Origin of the sequence: Streptomyces sp. NPDC015171 (assembly GCF_043079545.1) — a bacterium.
Classification (GTDB): Bacteria; Actinomycetota; Actinomycetes; order Streptomycetales; family Streptomycetaceae; genus Streptomyces.
This window is the reverse complement of record NZ_JBIBUO010000004.1, coordinates 154,239-173,548: the sequence shown is the minus strand read 5'-3', so window position 1 is coordinate 173,548 and position 19,310 is coordinate 154,239. Positions and strand designations below refer to the sequence as shown.

Below are 19,310 nucleotides of genomic sequence, written 5' to 3'. Positions count from 1 at the left end.
ACGCGCGTACGACGCGGAGCGGCCTCCTCACCAGCAGCCACCTCAGGCACCTCCTCGACCACAGCGGCCTCCACGACGGACGGCTCGACGGCCACGGCGGCGGCCGGGGCCTCCTCGGCGCCCTTGGGGGCACCGGTGGGCGCGGACGCGCGACGGCGGCGGGTCCGCGCGGGCGCGGCCTCGGCGGCGGGGGTCTGCGGCGTCCGGTCGGCTTCGTCGGGAGCCTCCGCGGCGGGCGCGGCGGCGGCCGGGACCACGGTCTCGGCGGTCTCGGCGGCCTCGGGCGCACCAGCGGGAGCCGACGCACGGCGGGCCGCACGGCGGCGCGGACGGGCGGCGGGAGCGGGCTCGGCGGCTGCTTCGGCGGCGGGCTCGGCGCCTTCCTCCGGAGCGGCGGCGACCTCGGCGGCGGCCTCGGCGGTCGGTGTCGCCACCGTGCGCGTGGCCCGGCGGCGGGCGCGGCGCGGCGCGGCCTCCTCGCCCACGACGACCGCGCCGGCCTCGGCGACGGCGGTGGGGGCGGCCTCGGCGGCGGACGCGGCCGGTACGACGGTCTCCGCGGCCTCGGCGGACGCGGGCGCACCCGTGGGAGCGGACGCGCGGCGGGTCGCGCGACGGCGCGGACGCGCGGCGGGCTCCTCGGCGGCGGGCGCCTGCGCGGCTGCCTCTTCCGTCTCCTCGGTCTCGGCCACCCCGTCGGCCTCGAGGGGCTCGGCGGCGTCGGTGACCTCGTCGGTCTCCGCGGCCGGTATGGCCGGCACGGTGACCTCGGTGGTCGCCTCCGCTCCCGCGGCGGGCGGGCCCGCCGGGCGGGAAGCGGCACGACGGCGCCTGCGCGGCGGCAGCGTGTCGCTGGGGGTGTTCAGTTCGGAACCCTCGGTGGGTTCGGTCGGTTCGAGCATGCGGGCGTTTCTCCCGTCAGGCTCCCGGGCGCCGCACCTGGTCCGGCGTCGGTCTCGAAGGACCATCCGCCGTTGACGTCCGCGGCCCGCGCGATGCGCGATGGCCGCCGTCCGGGGCGCGGGCGCCGCACGGGAGCACTAAGTGTCCTGTCTCGCCGGTTCCGTACGCCTTGTCGGTACGGCCTGGCGAAAGTCTTCTGGTCGGTGCGCTGCCCGACCCAGGTGGCTCCCGAGTACGAGGGCGGCGCTACGACGTCCGTCCCTACGCGGGACCTTCCGGCATCGGCGCCGTCGCGGCGGCAGCCACTGTGGCCGTAAGGGCCTCGGCTGCCTCGCGGTCGGGCGCGAGCGGGTCGGTCACCGTGCCGGTCTCTTCATCGAACAGCCCCTGCGCCAGCCTGGTCACCGCTACGGGGACCGGCGGCGCCAGGTCGGCCACAACGCGGAGACCGGACAGGACGTCGTCGGGTCGAACGGCAGGCGTCACGTGCCGAACAACCAGCCGCAGTATCGCACAGGGCTGGTCGCTCGGCCTATCAGCCGGCGAACCGTGCGTTTCCAGGCTGACCACGGCGGAGCGGGCGTCGAAGGTGCGGACGCCGTTCTTGGTCGTGCGCCGCACCTCGACGGTCTCGGCCCGGTTGAAGGCCTCGACCGCGGACTCGGCGCCCGCCGGGTCCACGCCGTCCAGCCGCAGCTCCCAGACGGAGGCCGTCAGCCGGTCGGCGAGCCCCGGGGTGCGCGCCTCGACCGCCTCGACGACGTCCAGCCCGTCGGGCAGCGACTCGTCGAGGAGGGCGCGCAGGGTCTCCGGGTCGCGCGGCGCGGTGAGCGCGATCTCCAGGTACTCCGCCTCACTGCCCGTGCCGGTGGGTGCGGCATTGGCGTACGACACCTTCGGATGCGGCGTGAAGCCTGCCGAGTACGCCATGGGTACCTCGGCTCGGCGCAACGCGCGCTCGAAGGCACGCTGGAAATCCCGGTGGCTGGTGAACCTCAGGCGGCCGCGCTTGGTGTAGCGCAGTCGGATGCGCTGCACCGCCGGTGCGGGTGGCGGGCCTTCGGGCTGTCGCTTGCCCAGTGTCCTATTCCTTCGTGAGAACGGTCGTACTCCTACCAAGAGTACGTGCGTCGGGGGCCGCGGGTTCCCGCCGGTCCACCGCGGCCGGCTGCCGGGGCTCGCCGAAGAGCATCCGCCTGACGTCGGCGCGGGCCTGCCGTACGGTGTCGCGGGCCGCGGTCAGCGCCTCGCGGGTGGCCCGCCCCACGGCGCGCAGGCCCGCGGCGACGGGCCGCAGGACGGCGGCCCGTACGGCGTGCCCGACCGGGGTGAGGACGGTCCGGTACACCCAGCGCACCGGCTCCACGAAGATCCACCGGAAGAGCGTCCCGAGCGCCCGCCCCACGGCGCGCGAGATCCGTCCGGCGATCCGCCAGGCGTGCCCGACGGCCTCCCCCGCCTCCCGCGCGAGGACCGCGAGGAACCGGCCGACGGGGGCGAGGACCCAGCGCCACAGCGCGAGCGCGGGCAGGACGACCAGGACGCGGGCGATCCAGTACAGGGCCACCCCGACGCCGGTGACGAGCAGTCCCAGCAGGTGTCCGATGCCCCGCGCGCACCAGGCGACGGCCCGGCCTGCGGGGGCGAGGACCCAGGTGTACAGCCATCGCGCGGGTACGGCGACCAGATGGCGGGCCAGCCAGGCGACGGCGGTGTACACCCCGGTCCCGAGGGCGGCCAGCACCGCGCCTGCGCCGGCCGCCAGCCAGGCCAGCGCATGGCCGATCGGGCACAGCACGCGCGCGTACACCCACGCCAGCCCCGCGCCCGCCGCGCGGGCCAGCCAGGCGACGGCGTGCCCGACGGGGGTGAGGACGTACCGGTGGCACCACACCGCCGGTACGACGACGAGGACCTCGCAGAGCCAGGCGAGCGCTCTGCCGACGGGCACCAGGACGTAGCGCCACAGGGCCACGAGCGGCCAGACGAACAGGGCCTTCCCGACCCACAGCAGGGCCCTGCCGAGCGGCCTGAGCACGATGTCCCGCAGCAGCCGCCCGGCGACCACGAGCGCGTCCCACGCCATCCGCACCGGCACGACCAGCACCAGGACGACGATCCGCAGCGGCAGGCGGATGGCGACGACGAGGCACCCGTCGGGCCGGGGCGGCGGCGGGGGCGGCGGCTTCTGGAGGTCCATACCGGGGTAGACGCGCGAGCCGCCCGTTCGGATGCGGTCAGGTCGCGCGGGCCTCGTACGCCGCCGGACAGCGTTCGGTGAAGCGCACGGCCCCGACCAGCAGGGCGACGGGGACGACCCAGACGACAGCAAGGCGCTCCGGCTCTACTTCTTCTTCGGCGACCCGGACGCGCGCAGCGCCTATGTCCTGCGGGCAGAGCCCGGCAGCGGAGTTGTGGGCCCGCCGGGGCGTCACCGGGCCCGGCCGAGTACGTCGTCGACGCTCCGGGGCTCCGTGCGCGGCTGCCGGTTGAGCTCGTGGCGCTCGATGGAGGACCGCCGGTAGACCTCCTTGCGGGCCCGCATGATGTTGCCCAGAGGCGCGTGCTCGGCGGTGACCCGCCAGGGGGTGAAGGACAGCGCGTCCATCTTCTCCAGGTTCTCCGGCGCGGAGATGTCCTGCCGCGGCAGCCGCAGCCTGGCCACGGTGACGGGCGGCGAGAGCTGCTCGGACCACTCCACGGTCGTGTCCTCCACCGGCATGCGCTCCAGGTCGGTGCAGAGCTGGACCTGGAGGTCGAAGGCGTAGGGCCGCTCGCTCAGCTCGGCCTGCAGGGCCGGCCGGAAGACCTCCGCCGCCGAGGCCGGGTCGATGGTGCGCCGGACCACCGAGGCGGCGGCGGACGGCTCGGGGGTGATGCGCACCTTGGCGATGTAGTCCCCGTGCCGGACCGCGCCCATGGTCCAGTAGCTCGACAGCAGCAGGTTCGCCGGAGGGGTCTTGGACAGGCGCAGGAAGGCGAGGAACTCGTCCCACGCCCAGTCGTCCTGGTCCAGGGTCCCCTTGCCGGTCACGAAGTCGGTGAAGAAGCGGCGCGCGCCGGGGCGGCCCTGGGAGAAGTAGGCCGCTGCGTTCAGGAACAGCTCCTGGATGAAGAGGTAGTGCTCGACCGTGTTGCAGAAGAAGATCGGTCCGTTGATGTTGGCGTAGTCGAAGGTGCCCGAGTCGGGTTCGTCCTCCAGCAGCGTCGGGCCGGGGACGTCGAACATCTTCAGGGCCAGTCCGGTGGCGGCGCCCAGGCGCGCGTCGGCTCCGGCGTGGGGCGAGCCGTTGGAGAAGCGGATGAGCGCGTCGTGGGTTCCCGGAGTCGCGTAGATGCCCTGGGCGTACTCGCGCGGGAGCCCGTCCAGGATCTCCACCTCCCCCCGGACCAGCCCGTAGCCCTTGGCGTGGGCGTCCCTCAGGGCCCGTCCGGTGCCGCCGGCCTCGACGGACTCGGCGATGTAGTTCTCGGTCTTCTCGATCACCGTCCGCACGTTGCGGTCGAAGTCCGGGTCGTCGTTCTCGACGGCAGGCGTGTAGCGGACGAATGGTGCTGCCATGACTTCGACCTCTCCTCGAAGACCGGGTCGTGGGAATCCGCGTCAGTCCTCCAGTCCGGCGAGCCAGCGCAGGGCCCGCAGGCCCGGCACGAAGCAGTACTCGCCACCCCGGGTGACCACGAAGCTGGGCAGGTTCCGCAGACGGCGCCGGACCGGTTTCGCCGGGATGGTGACGCTGCCGGTTCCGCCGTGATGCCCCGCCACCGGGTCCTGCTCGCCGGGGTAGCCGATGAAGTTGCCGTCGTTGACCCATTCGGCCTTGATGAACTCGAACTGCCGTTCAAGGTGGGCCCCGAGGAAGACTCCGACCAGGCCGCGGTCGGCGCCGTCGTCCTCCAGCACGCCCTCGGGCAGCGGCGGCCCGTAGGTGGTGCCGCGCCGGATGAGCCGGTGCATCCGCGCGTCGCCGATGATCGTGGCGTCACGGGGGTTGGTGCGGCGGATGTGCGCACCGGCCGGGCACCGGTACCCCCGGTCGTCGTCCTCCCGGTACAGGAAGTCGTTGACGCGGTGCGGATCGGCCGCCAGCTCCGGATCATCGTGCTCCGGCGCCAGCGCCAGCGGTGCCCCGCTCGGCCAGCGCCCGATCATCTTCGCCGCCAGCAGCGCCTCCTCCTCGGCGTCCGAGCTGTTCGCGCGCAGGTACCGGCGCCAGGCCGCCACGTCGGTGCGGATCTTGCGGACGGCCGCGTAGGTCCCGTTGCGCCCCAGCACCTCGGGGCGGGGCATGGGCGGCAGATTACCGGTCTCGTCGGGGTAGCCCAGGATGAACTCGCCTGCCTTGATCGGGACTTCCCCCGAGTTGGAACCGGGCAGCCCGACGCCCTCGATGTTCGGATGGCTGATGCCGTCCCGGAAGCCGAACGTGGTGCGCCCGGTCGGCAGCTGGTGGACGTCCTGCTGCCAGATCACCTGGACGCCGGGCGTGTCCTCGTAGGCGGCACGGGCCCGCGCCAGCTCCCTGTCCAGCTGCGCCGCGTCCGAGGAGAGGGCACTCAACGCGATGTGGACGTCACCCGTTCCGAAGGGTGCCTCCCAGTGGGCCGGCGCGCTCTCGCCCACGTCGCCGATCAGCTCCGCCCGGGCGGCCATGCCCGCACGGAACGCCGACGGAAAGCTGTCCAGCGACTCCTGGGGCACCCCCAGGGCCCGCAGCCCCTCGAAGGTGAACGCCAGCGCCACCCAGGCGTCCTGGCTCCGGTCCGCGCCGGGCAGACCGCCCGAGGTCACCGGGATCAGCCGTCGCAGCAGGTCACGCCCCGCGTGGCGGTCATCGACGCGCAGGAACACGAACTTTCCCTCGTACGGTACGGGCCTCGGCCGCAGGGCCCCGCTCTGGACGTCGTCGATCTCAACGCTCACGCCGGCCGGGCCGCCGTTGTCCGCCGTGTTCATGGTCGCTCGTGCCTCCGCACCGGTCGGTTCCTCAGGCCGAGGCCTCTTCCAGCAGCCTCTGGAAGGCGGGCGTGGCCATCAGTTCCGCGTTGGCCGGGTTCTCCAGCGCCGCCCGGAACTCGGGTGTGTCCAGCACCGCCTGGAACGCCTCGCTCACGCGCTGGTCCTTCCAGACCTGCTGAACGGTCAGGTCGGGGTAGGAGCTGACGAAGACTCCCGCGGGCTCCTGGTGGGAGACGAACCAGTCCTTCACCCCCGGGTCCTTGACGCCGGGGAACCCTTCGGTGTGGGAGAAGACCTTGTCGAAGCGGTCCCCGACTTCCGTCTGGGCGAAGTCGTCGATGTAGTTGTCCCAGGAGCCGTCGAAGACGCTGGCGAACATGTGCCGGGTGTCATTGTCGAAGATCACGTGCCGCGCGTCGTGCAGAGTGCCGATCTGCCGCAAGGCCGCATGGACCCGCTGGTCGTTCGTCGCGTCGGCGAGCATGGCGAGATCCTCACGCATGGCGTCCGCATGGCCCTGCTTGATCTCGGTGAAGACGGTGAACTCGCGGGAGACCCCGTCCGACCTGCCCGGGCGCTCGGGGTGAGCTGATGGGGTTGCACCTGTCGTCGCGGTCATCGTGAGATTCCCCTGCCACGGATCGGTGCGAGGGTCGCCAAGCGCTCGAACATGGGGCGCCATCGCCCTCACACCTCAATCCTCAGCGCCGTCCCACGCCCCCGCATCCCGGACCGCGGCGCCGTACGGAACGCTCTTCCGTCACGGAAGCCACTCCCGCCGGCCGGGTCTCGACACCGGCGGGGCTACTCCACCTCGACGCCGTAGTCCTGGACGAGCTCCTCCAGGCCTCCGGGGTAGCCCTTCCCGCCCAGCACGAAGTCCCAGTCGCCACTTGATCTCCGCCGGAAGGAACCCAGCACCAGCGCCGTCTCGCCGGCACGGCCGTCGGAGACCTCAAGCCGGTCGAGGTCGTTCATCGACGGGTCGAGCAAGCGGATACAGGCATCTGTGAAACCGGAAAGGTCCGCATCCGGATTGATCTCCGGGTCGACGGCCGCGACCAGGACGAACCGATCAGCGCCTTGCGGCAGCGCGTCGAAGGAGACCCTGATCGCCGCTTTGTCCGGCGCCGACGCCGTCACCGCGCGTACCGAACCGTCCGGGGTCTGCGGGTTGTTGAAAAAGACGAAGTGGTCGTCGCTGAGGACCCGGCTGCCCCGGCAGACGAGTGCGCAGATGTCCAGCGCGACGCTGCCGGACCACATCATGCCCAGCACGTTGTAGTCGTCGGCCGGGGCCGGCGGAGCGGACGGCTCGGGCTGCGCGGGAGCCGGCCGCCCGCCTTCTCCCAGACGTCCGTGGAGCCCGTGCCGGTGCAGCAGGTCGACGAGTTCGCTGCCCGAGATCAGCTCCAGCGGCTTTCCGCGGGCGAACGCGTGCGAGCCCGGACCGAAGCCCGATGTCGTCACCAGGACGCCCTTGTTGGCGCCGACGTCCTGGACCGTGCCGTACAAGTCGCGCACCGCGGTGGGGGGCACCGTGTGGCGGTAGCGCTTCACCTGGACGATGATCTTGCCGCCGCGGATCGGCGTCGGGTCCAGTGCGTCGACGTCCACACCGCCGTCGTTGGAACGCTGCGTCGTCACCGCCCGCATGCCCATGGCGCGGAACAGGCCGGCGACGAGCGACTCGAAGGCGATCGGGTCCATGGCGTACAGGTCCGGTTCCCCGTCACCACCGCCCTGGGCGACGACCTGGTTCCCGACCTCCTCGGGCTGCCGGCTCGGCCGCACGGAGGCGAGCTGGTCGGGACGGATCGTGAGTTGTCCCCTGAGGGCGTCCGTCAGACAGCTGGTCGCGTCCACCTGCGCCAGGCAGAGGTCGGTGAAAGCCGTCCGCTGCGCCATGACGGTTGCCAGGAAGATGTGGGACTGCCTGCCCGTCGCTGGATCAGGGGCGTCCACGAAGCCGTTCAAGGCCACCGAATCCAGAATGCGGTGCTCGTCCGCGGCGAACAGCTGGTGCAGAACCAGCAGCACGCTCTGTGCCAGCACCTCCCGGTACAGCGCGCGGCGCTGCGTCACGGGACGCGCCGTCTCCTTGTCCTGGTCCTGCGCCGGTACGTACCTCACCGCCTTTGCCTCCGGCACCACGTCGTACCCGGGCAGCTCCCAGTTCAGCACCAACTGCCTGGCCGCCGGATCGAAGGCCGCCGTCAACTGCCGGGGGAAGCCCTCAGGCCAGGCGGTCGACGCGTAGAGGGCGGCGGAGAAGTAATCGACCACGAGTTCCGGGTCGCCCCGCCTGACCCCCTCGGTCGCCTCGGTGATGCCCGCGTTGTGCCGCCGCACCTCGGCTCGCTGCGCCTCGGCCCTCTGCTCGTGGTCCCGCCGGGAGGCGGCCAGTCGCTGCTGCCGCTGTGCCTCGGCCGCCTGCGCCTGGTGCCAGTCGTGCTCGAAGCGGGCCCGTGCCTCGGCATCCGCCTGTGCACGCCGGTTCGCCGTCCAGCCGCCCTGCGCCCGGTACTGACTCTGATCCGGCATACGCACGGGCCATGCGAGCTGGCCCGGGTCGAACGGCGGGATCTCTTCCGCACGCATCAGGGACGCCGCCCTGAAGGCCGGCGCCTTGCACCCTTCGGTCAGAAGTCCCCGCAGGGTCGCGACCTGCGCATCCAGCTCCTCCGTCCGTCGCCTGGCCTCCGCCTGCCGGTACTCCCGGTGTCCCTGAGCCACTCGTCGCTGGTGGTCCCGAGCCAGTCGGTCTTCCTCCCGGCGCCGCCTCTGCTCGGCCTCGATCTGGCGCTGATGCGCGCGCTGGGCCTCAGCCCACGTGTTGACGAAACCAGCAGAGCGACGACTCATGCGCTCAGGCCCCTCCCCGAGGACGTCGGCAGCGCCGACCAAACTCTGGTTGCCCCCGCAACCAGTTGTGACAAACCGACTTTATCCGGCGATCACCGGCCTGGACATCCACTTGCCGAGGGCGACGGAAATCGGCAGTCCGCCCAGGTCTCGGCACCCTCATGGCACGGCGGCACCATGTCCCGGGCCGGCCCCGCCCCCACCCGGGAACGAGGGAGCCCCCTTCGGATCGGAGGGGGCTCCCCACGGCCTTCAGCAGGCCTCACCACATCGCTGGGCCGCCAACCCGCACGGCACCTCAGAGTGGATCTCCAAGGCTCCCCTTGGCCCCGGCAGAGGCGTGCGAGGTGTCACCGGCCCCCTCGCCTCAGTGCGCGTGACCGCTCGCCGCAGGTGTCGGGGCGGCGTTCTTCACCGTCAGTGGCAGCAGCTTCTTGCCGGTCGGGCCGATCTGGATGGACGTGTCCATCTGCGGGCACACGCCGCAGTCGAAGCACGGGGTCCAGCGGCAGTCCTCGACCTCGGTCTCGTCGAGGGCGTCCTGCCAGTCCTCCCAGAGCCAGTCCTTGTCCAGGCCGGAGTCGAGGTGGTCCCAGGGGAGGACCTCCTCGTAGGCGCGCTCGCGGGTGGTGTACCAGGCGACGTCGACGCCGAAGGCGGCCAGCTCCTTGTCGGCGCAGGCCATCCAGCGGTCGTACGAGAAGTGCTCGCGCCAGCCGTCGAAGCGGCCGCCGTCCTCGTAGACCGCGCGGATGACCGTGCCGATGCGGCGGTCGCCGCGGGACAGGAGGCCCTCGATGATGCCGGGCTTGCCGTCGTGGTAGCGGAAGCCGATCGAGCGGCCGTACTTCTTGTCGCCGCGGATCTTGTCCCGGAGCTTCTCCAGGCGGGCGTCCGTCTCCTCGGCGGAGAGCTGGGGCGCCCACTGGAAGGGGGTGTGGGGCTTGGGGACGAAGCCGCCGATCGAGACCGTGCAGCGGATGTCGCCCTGGCCGGAGACCTCGCGGCCCTTCTGGATCACGTTCATCGCCATGTCGGCGATCTGGAGGACGTCCTCGTCGGTCTCGGTGGGCAGGCCGCACATGAAGTACAGCTTCACCTGGCGCCAGCCGTTGCCGTAGGCGGTGGCGACCGTGCGGATCAGGTCCTCCTCCGAGACCATCTTGTTGATGACCTTGCGCATGCGCTCCGAGCCGCCCTCGGGGGCGAAGGTGAGGCCGGAGCGGCGGCCGTTGCGCGTCAGCTCGTTCGCCAGGTCGACGTTGAAGGCGTCGACGCGGGTGGAGGGGAGCGAGAGGCCGATCTTGTCTTCCGTGTAGCGGTCCGCCAGGCCCTTGGCGATGTCGCCGATCTCCGAGTGGTCGGCGGAGGACAGGGAGAGGAGGCCCACCTCCTCGAAGCCCGTCGCCTTGAGGCCCTTGTCGACCATCTCGCCGATGCCGGTGATCGAACGCTCCCGGACCGGGCGCGTGATCATGCCGGCCTGGCAGAAGCGGCAGCCGCGGGTGCAGCCGCGGAAGATCTCCACCGACATGCGCTCGTGGACCGTCTCGGCCAGCGGCACCAGCGGCTGCTTGGGGTACGGCCACTCGTCCAGGTCCATCACCGTGTGCTTGGAGACCCGCCACGGGACGCCGGACTTGTTGGGGACCACGCGGGCGATGCGGCCGTCGGAGAGGTACTCGACGTCGTAGAACCGCGGGATGTACACCCCGCCCGTCTTGGCCAGGCGGAAGAGGACCTCCTCGCGGCCGCCGGGGCGGCCCTCCGCCTTCCACTCGCGGATGATCTTCGTCATGTCGAGCACGGCCTGCTCGCCGTCGCCGATGACCGCCGCGTCGATGAAGTCCGCGATCGGCTCGGGGTTGAAGGCCGCGTGGCCGCCGGCCAGGACGATCGGGTCGTCGACGGTGCGGTCCTTGGACTCCAGCGGGATGCCGGCCAGGTCCAGCGCCGTCAGCATGTTCGTGTAGCCCAGCTCCGTGGAGAAGGACAGGCCGAACACGTCGAAGGCCTTCACCGGGCGGTGGCTGTCCACCGTGAACTGCGGGACGCCGTGCTCACGCATCAGCGCCTCCAGGTCCGGCCACACGCTGTAGGTGCGCTCGGCGAGGACGCCCTCCTGCTCGTTGAGGACCTCGTAGAGGATCATGACGCCCTGGTTGGGCAGGCCGACCTCGTACGCGTCCGGGTACATGAGCGCCCAGCGGACGTCGCAGCCGTCCCACTCCTTGACGGTGGAGTTCAGCTCGCCGCCCACGTACTGGATCGGCTTCTGCACATGCGGGAGCAGGGCTTCGAGCTGCGGGAACACCGATACGACAGACATCGGGGGAACCTTTGTGAGCTGACAGGGGTGACCATCAAGCGTAACCCGGCCGGAGGACTCCCCCCTCACGCTCACAGTGACATATCGCTCCTGATCCGAGCCCACAGCCCCGGCAGCTCCGCCTCCACGGACGCCGCCCGCGCTTCCTCCCTGCCGTACAGCAACCCGTACGTGAACGCGCTCTCCCCCGCCGCGTGCGCCACCGAGGACAGCTCGCGCAGGGTGTGCCGGGCCATGACGCTGTCCTGGTGTTCGCCGAGCAGGCTGGTCAGGGACTTCATGGACTTGGCCAGGGAGCGGGCGGGGCCGCCGAGGGCCGCGATGGCCGCCTCCCCCGCGTACCGGGTGCGCTTGGCCTTCTTGCGGGCCTCGTGGATGGCCGCGTCACGCTCCTCGCCCGGCGCCAGCCCGAGCGCCTCGGAGACCAGCCGGGAGACCTTGGCGAAGTCCTTCCGCGCGGCCTTGGCGAGCACCTTCTCCGGTTTGCGGGCGGCGGCGTCCTTCAGCGGCGGGTCGGCGAGCAGGGTGTCCAGCGTGTCGAGCAGGGCCAGATAGCGGGCCGAGTCCAGGATCCCGACGAGATGGCCGCGGGCGCTGCGGTGGCCGGCGGCGGCCCAGGAGCCGATCCGCCGGTACACGGGACCGGAGACCAGGCCGGGCGGGAGTCCGTCGAGCACCTCGGTCAGCCGCTCGGCCAGCACTTCCTGGTCGCGCCCCACGCCCAGCTCGCCCGCCAGCCACTTCAGCTCGGCGGAGACCGGGTCGGTGACGGCGTGGTCGAGGACCGCGCCGAAGGTGCGGAAGGTGCTGCGCATCCGGCGGGTGGCCACCCGCATCTGGTGGACGGAGTCCGGCACGTCACGGCGGACGCCCGGGTCGTGGCCGAGGATCGCCTCGCGCTGTTCGCGGACATAGGCGAGGACGTGGTCGCCGGCGGTCACGGGCTTCGCGCGCCGCCCGCCGCCGGGCCCCCGGCCGCCGGTCTGCTCCAGCGCCCGGGCCAGCTTCGACGGTGACTTCGAGCGCCGTACGCCCGCCTTGCGCAGCCGCTTCTCCACCAGGTCGAGGAGGGCCGGGTCGCCGCCGTCGGCGAGTTCCACCTCGATCTCGGTCCACTGGGCGGCCCCGCCCTTGCCGGTGAGCCGCTCGGCGGTCACGGTGTCGACGCTCGCCTCGGCCAGCAGGGCGCCGTCGCCGTCGACCAGGTGCCGCACATCTCTGGCGGAGCGCAGCCGGACCAGGGGGACGAGTGCGTGGTCCCGGACGCGGGAGCGGACGAGGGCGGCGATCTCCTCGGGGACGGTGTCGGAGAGGGGGGCCTGGATCTCGTCGCGGACTCCGGGGGCGACCGGGAACTTCAGATGCCAGCCGGCGTCCGCGCCGCCGGTGCGGCGGCGCAGGGTGAGCGAGGCCGCGGCCAGGCGTTCGTCGGCCGTGTCGTAGTACACCGCGTCCAGGTCGGTCAGGCCCTTGTCGAGGACCGCGGCGACCCCGCTGACGCCGGTCAGGTCGGGCAGTCCGCTCTCGTCGGATTCGTACTTGCGCTCGATCTCGCGTTTCGCATCCGCCATGCACCGAATCTAGTGCGTGGGAGGCCCGCACGGCAGGGGCCGCCGCGGGTGAATGGCCGGAAAACTCACGCCATTCACCCGGTGAACCCGGTGAGCCTGGCCGGGCCGCATCCGCCGGCTCAGGCCGACATCGGCCGCTGCACCTTGATCGACTGCAACAGGCCCACCGCGACCCACACCGCGAACATGGACGAGCCCCCGTACGACACGAACGGCAGGGGCAGGCCGGTGACCGGCATGATGCCGAGGGTCATACCGATGTTCTCGAAGGACTGGAAGGCGAACCAGGCGACGATCCCGGCGGCGACGATCGTCCCGTACAGCTCGGTCGAGTCGCGTGCTATCCGGCAGGCACGCCACAGGAGGACACCGAGCAGGAAGATGATGAAGCCGGCGCCGAGGAAGCCCAGCTCCTCCCCCGCGACCGTGAACACGAAGTCCGTCTGCTGCTCCGGCACGAACTGCCCGGTGGTCTGCGAGCCGTGGAACAGCCCGGCCCCGGTGAGCCCGCCGGAGCCGATGGCGATGCGGGCCTGGTTGGTGTTGTAGCCGACGCCCGCCGGGTCCAGGTCCGGGTTGGCGAAGGCCGCGAACCGGTTGATCTGGTACTCGTCCAGGATGTGCAGCTGCCAGATGGCCACGCAGCCGAGCACGCCGGCCAGGAGCAGGCCGAACACCCAGCGGTTGGAGGAACCGGAGGCGAGCAGCACGCCCAGGATGATCGCCACCATGGCCAGCACCGAGCCGAGGTCCGGCATGAGCAGCAGGATCAGGATCGGTACGGCGGCCAGGCACAGCGACTGGAACACGGTGCGGTGGTCGGGGTAGGGCTTGTCGCCCGCGTCCACCCGCGCGGCCAGCATCATGGCCATGCCCAGGATGATCGTGACCTTCATGAACTCGGCGGGCTGAAGCGAGAAGCCGCCGATGACGAGCCAGTTGCGCTGGCCGTTGATCGTCGCGCCGAGCGGGGTGAGGACCACCAGGGCGAGCAGCACCGACAGGCCGTAGAGGATCGGCACGGCGTTGCGCAGGGCCCGGTGGCCGAGCCAGACGGTGCCGATCATCAGGGCGATCCCGATGCCCAGGTTCATCAGGTGCCGGAGCAGGAAGAAGTACGGGTCGCCCTGGTTCAGCTCGGTGCGGTTGCGGGTCGCCGAGTACACCAGCAGCGAGCCCAGCAGGGACAGCCCGGTGGCCGCGAGCAGTATCGGCCAGTCCAGCCGGCGGGTGAGCGAGTCACGGGCGAAGATCCTGGTCCAGCCGGCCCGCTCCGGGCCGTACCCGGAGACGGAGAAGCTGTTCGCGCCGGTCATGAGGGCATCCTCCGGCTTCCCCGTGGGCGGTGCCTGCGGCGCCTGCGGGTGTCGCGGTTGCCCGTGCCGGGCGAGGCCGTGGTGCCCGCGGGCTGCTGGTCGTCGTCGTTGGTGGGGTTGTTCTTCTGGGCGGCCTCGGCGTCCTTCGCCGGGTCGCCGGTGACCTTCGGGGCGGCGATGGTGCCGTCCGTGCGGACCTTGGGCAGACCCTGCTGCGGCTCGGGGAGCATCGCCCGCTTGTTGTCGATGGAGCCGTCGCCCTGGACGCCGTAGAGCGCGCTGTAGATGTTGCGCACGGCCTCACCGGAGGCGCCGGAACCCGTACCCGCCTGGGCGATCGTCATGATCACCGTGTAGTCCTTGGAGTACGTGGCGAGCCAGGAGGTGGTCTGCTTGCCGTAGACCTCCGCGGTACCCGTCTTGGCGTGCAGCGGGATCTCGTTCTGCGGCCAGCCGCCGAACTTCCAGGCGGCCGTACCGCGGGTGACGACGCCCGCGAAGGCGTCGTCCATGCCGTGCAGAGTGGCCTGGCTGACCGGCAGCTTGCCGCGCTTCTTGGGCTTGATCTCCTCGACCCTCTTGCCGTCGGCGCTGATGACCGCCTTGCCGATGGTCGGCTGGTACATCGTGCCGCCGTTGGCGACGGCACCGTAGATCACGGCCTCCTGGATCGGGGTGACGAGGGTGTCACCCTGGCCGATGGAGTAGTTGATGGAGTCGCCCTCGCGCATCTTGTTGCCTTCGAGGCAGTTCTCGTAGGCGATCTTCTCGACGTACGAGCCGTCCTTCTTGCCGGTCTTGCACCAGGCGTCCTTGTTGGCCTTCCAGTACGCCTCCTTCCACTGGCGGTCGGGGACGCGGCCGGTGACCTCGTTGGGCAGGTCGACGCCGGTCTCCTTGCCGAGGCCGAACTGGTGGGCGGCCTTGTAGAAGTAGTCCTTCGGCTGGCCCTTCTTGGGGTTGATGCCGCCGTCCCGCTTCCACTCCTTGTCGGCGAGGCCGTAGAAGACGGTGTCGCAGGAGACCTCCAGGGCGCGGCCCAGGGAGATGGGGCCGAAGTTCTCGCCCTCGAAGTTCTTGAAGACCTGGCTGCCCACCGAGTAGGAGCTGGTGCACGGGTAGCGGCCGTCGAAGGCGTAGCCGGCCTCGACCGCGGCGGCCGTGGAGACCACCTTGAACGTCGAACCGGGCGCGGCCTGACCCTGTATGGCCCGGTTCAGCAGCGGATAGTCGGAGCCCTTGCCGGTGAGCGTCTTGTAGTCCTTGGCGGAGATGCCGCCGACCCAGACGTTCGGGTCGTACGTCGGCGCGGAGGCCATCGCGACGATCCGGCCGGTCTTGGCCTCCATCACCACGACGGCACCGGAGTCGGCCTTGTAGTTGGTGCCGGTGATCTTGTCGAACTGCTGGCGTGCCGTCTTCATGGCCTTGTTCAGCTCGTACTCGGAGACCCGCTGGATCCGGGAGTCGATGCTGGTGACCAGGTTCGACCCCGGCTCGGCGGCGTCCGACTTGGCCTTGCCGATGACCCGGCCTAGGTTGTCGACCTCGTAGCGGGTGACGCCGGCCTTGCCGCGCAGCACCTTGTCGTACGTCCGCTCGAGGCCGGAGCGGCCGACCATGTCGGAGCGCAGATACGGCGAGTCGGTGTCCTTGGCCTGCTGGATCTCGGCGTCGGTGACGGGCGAGAGGTAGCCGAGCACCTGCGCGGTGTTGGACTTGCCCGGCCCCGCGTACCGCCGGACGGCCTCGGGCTCCGCGGTGATGCCGGGGAAGTCCTCGGAGCGCTCGCGGATCTGCAGGGCCTGCTTGGCCGTGGCCTCGTCGGTGATCGGGATCGGCTGGTACGGCGAGCCGTTCCAGCAGGGCTGGGGGGTCTTGGCGTCGCACAGCCGGACCTTCTGCGCGACCTCCGTGGGGCTCATGCCGAGGACGCCGGCCAGCTTGGCCAGGACGGCCTTGCCGTCGTCCCGCTGCTTGAGCAGGTCGGTGCGGGAGGCGGAGACCACCAGCCGGGTCTCGTTGTCCGCGAGGGGCACGCCCCGGGCGTCGAGGATGTCACCGCGCACGGCGGGGTCGACGACCTGCTGGACGTGGTTGCCCGACGCCTCCTTCTGGTACGCGGCGCCCTCGCGGATCTGCAGGTACCAGAGCCGGCCGCCGAGCGTGCCGAGCAGGGAGAGGACGAGGATCTGGATCACGACGAGCCGGATCTGGACCCGTGGGGTCCGACCGGTCTCGGGAATATTGGTCACTGCGGCTGCCTCCCCCTCTCAGTGCGCGGACGTCTGTGCACGAAGGACGGGTGTGCGAACCGCCCGCGTGCGTACGAATGATGAACGACCAGCCTGTGAACCCGCGTTCCGGGAACGCTGACCCGTTCGGGTGAACTCCGCGGTGCTCACAGCCGCTTGACCCCCTTGATCCGGCCGACCCGGGCCGAGCGGGTGCGGGCCTTGGCCTTCAGGGAGCCGAGGCCGCCGCGCTGGCCGCCGACGCGCAGTCCGGTACCGGAGGAGAGCCAGCCGGAGGAGATGTCACCGGCCTTGGCGGCGGGCCCGGTCTCGGTGAGCGGGTCGTTGTCGGAGCGGCGGGCGAGCCACATGACCCCCGGCACCACGAAGGGGGCGAGCAGCAGGTCGTACAGGGCGGCCGAGAACAGCAGCCCGCTCAGGCCGACGTGCCGGGCCGCGGTGTCGCCGACCAGGGCGCCCACGCCGGCGTAGAGCAGGGTGGAGCCGATGGCGGCGGCGACCACGACGGCCATCGGCCCGGTCACCGACTTCAGCCGGCCGTTCTCCGGCCGGATCAGCCCGGCGAAGTAGCCGGTGACGCACAGCACGAGCGCGTAGCGGCCGGCCGCGTGGTCGGCGGGCGGGGCCAGGTCGGCGAGCAGACCGGCGCCGAAGCCGACGAGGGCGCCGCCGACATGGCCGTACACCATCGCCAGGCCGAGGACGGTGAGCAGCAGCAGGTCGGGGACGGCGCCCGGCAGATGCAGCCGGGCGAGGACGCTCACCTGGATCACCAGGGCCACCACGACCAGCGCGCTGGAGAGCAGGATCCGGTTGACACGCATGGGATACAGCTCCTACTGCTGCTCTTCGGTGACGGGGGCGTCGGCCGACGGGGTGACCGTGACGGTCACCGTCGGTGTCGGGACCGGTTTCGGCTTGGTCGGCAGGACGGTGTCCCGCGGGTCCTGCTTCGGGGCCGCCACGACCACACCGACGATGTCGAGCTTGGTGAAGCTGACGTACGGGGTGACGTAGAGGGTGCGGGTCAGGCCGCCGCCGGACGGGTCCACGCGGGAGACCACGCCGACCGGGACCCCGGGCACGAACGGCCGGTCGGCCTGCGAGCCGAAGGTGACGAGCCGGTCGCCCTTCTTGACCTCCGCCTTGCCGTTGAGGAGTTCCACCCGCAGCGGGCGGTCGCCCTGCCCGGAGGCGAAGCCGAGTTCGTCGTCGCCCTCCATGCGGGTGCCGACGGTGAAGTCGGGGTCGTTGGCGAGCAGGATGGTGGAGGTGCTGGGGCCGACGGTGGTGACGCGGCCGACCAGGCCGTCCCCGTTCAGGACCGTCATGTCCCGCTTGATGCCGTCGTCGGCACCGGCGTCGATGGTGATCGTCCAGGAGAAGCCCTGCGCCGACCCTATGGCGATGACCTGGGCGCCCTTGATGCCGTACTGCCCCTCGCCGGCGATCTTCAGCATCTTGTCGAGCTGCGCCAGCCGGCTGCGGTTGCGGTCGTCGCTGCCGAGCTTGGCCTTGAGGGCCGCGTTCCCCTTCTCCAGCACGGCGAGCCGGTCGTGCCGGTCGCCGGAGTCACGGACCGCGGAGACGGCGTCGCCGACCGGGTCGACCGCGGAGGACAGCCCGTCCTCGATCGGGCCGAACGCCGCCGCGGCCGCGTGCCGGGCACCGTCGACCGGGGAGTTCCGTCCCCCTCGGATGTCGACCGTGATCAGCGCGAACGCGATGGCGATCAGCAGGACCAGGAGCAGCCGGCTCTCTTTCGTGTCCCTCACGTGCGGCGGCCGTGCCCTTCCTCAAGTAGGAATTCGGTGACCCCTGGAAAACGCGAATGGTGCGGCGCAAACCGGCGAGGCCCATTTGGGGGAGCTTATGCCTCTATATCAACGATCCGCCGCACGAGAGGAGAACGTCTCGTACGGCGGAATCGAAGAGTTGCGTCATCTGCGCGGCTGGGCGTCGAGAACCTGCTGCAACGCCTCGAACTCCTCGACGCACTTGCCGGATCCGAGCGCGACGCTGTCCAGCGGGTCCTCGGCGATGTGGATCGGCATGCCGGTCTCCCGCCGCAGCCGCTCGTCGAGTCCGCGCAGCAGGGCTCCGCCGCCGGTCAGAACGATTCCTCGGTCCATGATGTCGCCGGACAGCTCCGGCGGGCACTTGTCGAGGGTGGTCTTCACCGCGTCCACGATCGCGTTGACCGGCTCCTCGATGGCCTTGCGGACCTCGGCGGCCGAGATGACGACGGTCTTCGGCAGCCCGGACACCAGGTCCCGGCCGCGCACCTCGGTGTGCTCGTCGGAGTCGAGGTCGTACGCCGAACCGATCGTGATCTTGATCTGCTCGGCCGTGCGCTCGCCCAGCAGAAGGCTGTACTCCTTCTTGATGTACTGGATGATCGCGTTGTCCAGCTCGTCGCCGGCGACCCGGATGGACTGGGCGGTGACGATGCCGCCGAGCGAGATGACCGCGACCTCCGTGGTGCCGCCGCCGATGTCCACCACCATGTTGCCGGTGGCCTCGTGGACCGGCAGGCCGGAGCCGATGGCCGCGGCCATGGGCTCCTCGATGATGTGCACCTGGCGGGCGCCCGCCTGCGAGGACGCCTCGATCACGGCGCGGCGCTCGACGCCCGTGATGCCCGAGGGCACACAGACGACCACGCGCGGCCTGGCCAGATACCGCCGCTTGTGGATCTTCAGGATGAAGTAGCGGAGCATCCGCTCGGTGATCTCGAAGTCGGCGATCACGCCGTCCTTCAGGGGGCGCACGGCCACGATGTTGCCCGGCGTGCGGCCGATCATCTTCTTCGCCTCGGCACCGACGGCGAGGATCCCGCCGGTGTTGGTGTTGATCGCCACGACGGAGGGTTCGTTCAGGACGATCCCGCGACCCCTGACGTACACCAGCGTGTTGGCGGTCCCGAGGTCGACAGCCATGTCACGGCCGATGAACGACATTGAGTTCCCCATCCGGATTCATCTGGCCCACCCGAGCTTTTGAGGGCATATCAGGTCGGCGAGGCGGGTGCGGTGACGCGCAGGCTTCCATCGTAAACGCGCCTGCGCGAACACTGCGCGAGGGTCTCCGCCATTGTCACCAGATGGCGGG

14 protein-coding genes and 1 pseudogene are annotated in these 19,310 nt (G+C 71.2%); all 15 read right to left on the bottom strand.

Annotated elements, in window-relative coordinates; all coding sequences use genetic code 11:
* Positions 1 to 902: pseudogene (locus ACF073_RS12950) on the bottom strand (ribonuclease E/G); the annotation flags it as partial.
* A 262-nt stretch (positions 903 to 1,164) separates the two neighbouring features.
* Positions 1,165 to 1,941, bottom strand: a complete 777-nt coding sequence (locus ACF073_RS12945; protein ID WP_392069231.1) for a TIGR03936 family radical SAM-associated protein — start codon at positions 1,939 to 1,941, stop codon at positions 1,165 to 1,167.
* 46 nt (positions 1,942 to 1,987) lie between these two features.
* On the bottom strand, positions 1,988 to 3,103 hold the full coding sequence (locus ACF073_RS12940) for a hypothetical protein (protein ID WP_392069229.1): 1,116 nt from the start codon (positions 3,101 to 3,103) through the stop codon (positions 1,988 to 1,990).
* 37 nt (positions 3,104 to 3,140) lie between these two features.
* Positions 3,141 to 3,338, bottom strand: coding sequence for a hypothetical protein (locus ACF073_RS12935; RefSeq protein ID WP_392069227.1), 198 nt, complete (start codon positions 3,336 to 3,338; stop codon positions 3,141 to 3,143).
* Positions 3,335 to 4,465 (bottom strand): catalase family protein, encoded by a 1,131-nt coding sequence (locus ACF073_RS12930; RefSeq protein ID WP_392069225.1) that lies wholly within the window; start codon positions 4,463 to 4,465, stop codon positions 3,335 to 3,337. The genes ACF073_RS12935 and ACF073_RS12930 overlap by 4 nt, the downstream gene beginning before the upstream one ends.
* Before the next feature lie 42 nt (positions 4,466 to 4,507).
* The gene (locus tag ACF073_RS12925) at positions 4,508 to 5,860 is read right to left on the bottom strand and encodes a Dyp-type peroxidase (protein WP_392069223.1); all 1,353 of its coding nucleotides are present in this window, start codon (positions 5,858 to 5,860) and stop codon (positions 4,508 to 4,510) included.
* Between the two features lie 31 nt (positions 5,861 to 5,891).
* The gene (locus ACF073_RS12920; RefSeq protein ID WP_392069221.1) at positions 5,892 to 6,482 is read right to left on the bottom strand and encodes a hypothetical protein; all 591 of its coding nucleotides are present in this window, start codon (positions 6,480 to 6,482) and stop codon (positions 5,892 to 5,894) included.
* A gap of 185 nt (positions 6,483 to 6,667) precedes the next feature.
* A complete protein-coding gene (locus tag ACF073_RS12915; RefSeq protein WP_392069219.1) occupies positions 6,668 to 8,728 on the bottom strand; it encodes a restriction endonuclease in 2,061 nt (686 codons plus the stop codon).
* 367 nt (positions 8,729 to 9,095) lie between these two features.
* Positions 9,096 to 11,057: a TIGR03960 family B12-binding radical SAM protein gene (locus ACF073_RS12910; protein WP_392069217.1), complete on the bottom strand. Its 1,962-nt coding sequence runs from the start codon at positions 11,055 to 11,057 to the stop codon at positions 9,096 to 9,098.
* A gap of 71 nt (positions 11,058 to 11,128) precedes the next feature.
* Positions 11,129 to 12,628 carry a CHAD domain-containing protein gene (locus ACF073_RS12905; RefSeq protein WP_392069216.1) on the bottom strand — a complete coding sequence of 500 codons (1,500 nt, stop codon included), beginning with the start codon at positions 12,626 to 12,628 and terminating at the stop codon, positions 11,129 to 11,131.
* Positions 12,629 to 12,747: 119 nt separating this feature from the next.
* On the bottom strand, positions 12,748 to 13,944 hold the full coding sequence (rodA, locus tag ACF073_RS12900) for a rod shape-determining protein RodA (RefSeq protein WP_392069214.1): 1,197 nt from the start codon (positions 13,942 to 13,944) through the stop codon (positions 12,748 to 12,750).
* Entirely contained in the window at positions 13,941 to 16,199 is a 2,259-nt protein-coding gene (gene mrdA, locus ACF073_RS12895) for a penicillin-binding protein 2 (protein ID WP_392069212.1), read from the bottom strand. The genes rodA and mrdA overlap by 4 nt, the downstream gene beginning before the upstream one ends.
* A 146-nt stretch (positions 16,200 to 16,345) precedes the next feature.
* On the bottom strand, positions 16,346 to 17,023 hold the full coding sequence (mreD, locus tag ACF073_RS12890; protein ID WP_392069210.1) for a rod shape-determining protein MreD: 678 nt from the start codon (positions 17,021 to 17,023) through the stop codon (positions 16,346 to 16,348).
* A 12-nt stretch (positions 17,024 to 17,035) separates the two neighbouring features.
* A complete protein-coding gene (gene mreC / locus ACF073_RS12885; protein ID WP_392069208.1) occupies positions 17,036 to 17,974 on the bottom strand; it encodes a rod shape-determining protein MreC in 939 nt (312 codons plus the stop codon).
* Between the two features lie 165 nt (positions 17,975 to 18,139).
* The gene (locus ACF073_RS12880; RefSeq protein ID WP_020940056.1) at positions 18,140 to 19,159 is read right to left on the bottom strand and encodes a rod shape-determining protein; all 1,020 of its coding nucleotides are present in this window, start codon (positions 19,157 to 19,159) and stop codon (positions 18,140 to 18,142) included.
* Positions 19,160 to 19,310: the final 151 nt, after the last annotated feature.

Excerpts from the sequence above, each read along its gene's own strand:
- ACF073_RS12940 (WP_392069229.1), bottom strand. The coding sequence starts at position 3,103 with ATGGACCTCCAGAAGCCGCCGCCCCCGCCGCCGCCCCGGCCCGACGGG.
- ACF073_RS12930 (WP_392069225.1), bottom strand. The coding sequence starts at position 4,465 with ATGGCAGCACCATTCGTCCGCTACACGCCTGCCGTCGAGAACGACGAC.
- ACF073_RS12925 (WP_392069223.1), bottom strand. The coding sequence starts at position 5,860 with ATGAACACGGCGGACAACGGCGGCCCGGCCGGCGTGAGCGTTGAGATC.
- ACF073_RS12920 (WP_392069221.1), bottom strand. The coding sequence starts at position 6,482 with ATGACCGCGACGACAGGTGCAACCCCATCAGCTCACCCCGAGCGCCCG.
- ACF073_RS12915 (WP_392069219.1), bottom strand. The coding sequence starts at position 8,728 with ATGAGTCGTCGCTCTGCTGGTTTCGTCAACACGTGGGCTGAGGCCCAG.
- ACF073_RS12910 (WP_392069217.1), bottom strand. The coding sequence starts at position 11,057 with ATGTCTGTCGTATCGGTGTTCCCGCAGCTCGAAGCCCTGCTCCCGCAT.
- ACF073_RS12905 (WP_392069216.1), bottom strand. The coding sequence starts at position 12,628 with ATGGCGGATGCGAAACGCGAGATCGAGCGCAAGTACGAATCCGACGAG.
- rodA (WP_392069214.1), bottom strand. The coding sequence starts at position 13,944 with ATGACCGGCGCGAACAGCTTCTCCGTCTCCGGGTACGGCCCGGAGCGG.
- mreD (WP_392069210.1), bottom strand. The coding sequence starts at position 17,023 with ATGCGTGTCAACCGGATCCTGCTCTCCAGCGCGCTGGTCGTGGTGGCC.
- ACF073_RS12880 (WP_020940056.1), bottom strand. The coding sequence starts at position 19,159 with ATGTCGTTCATCGGCCGTGACATGGCTGTCGACCTCGGGACCGCCAAC.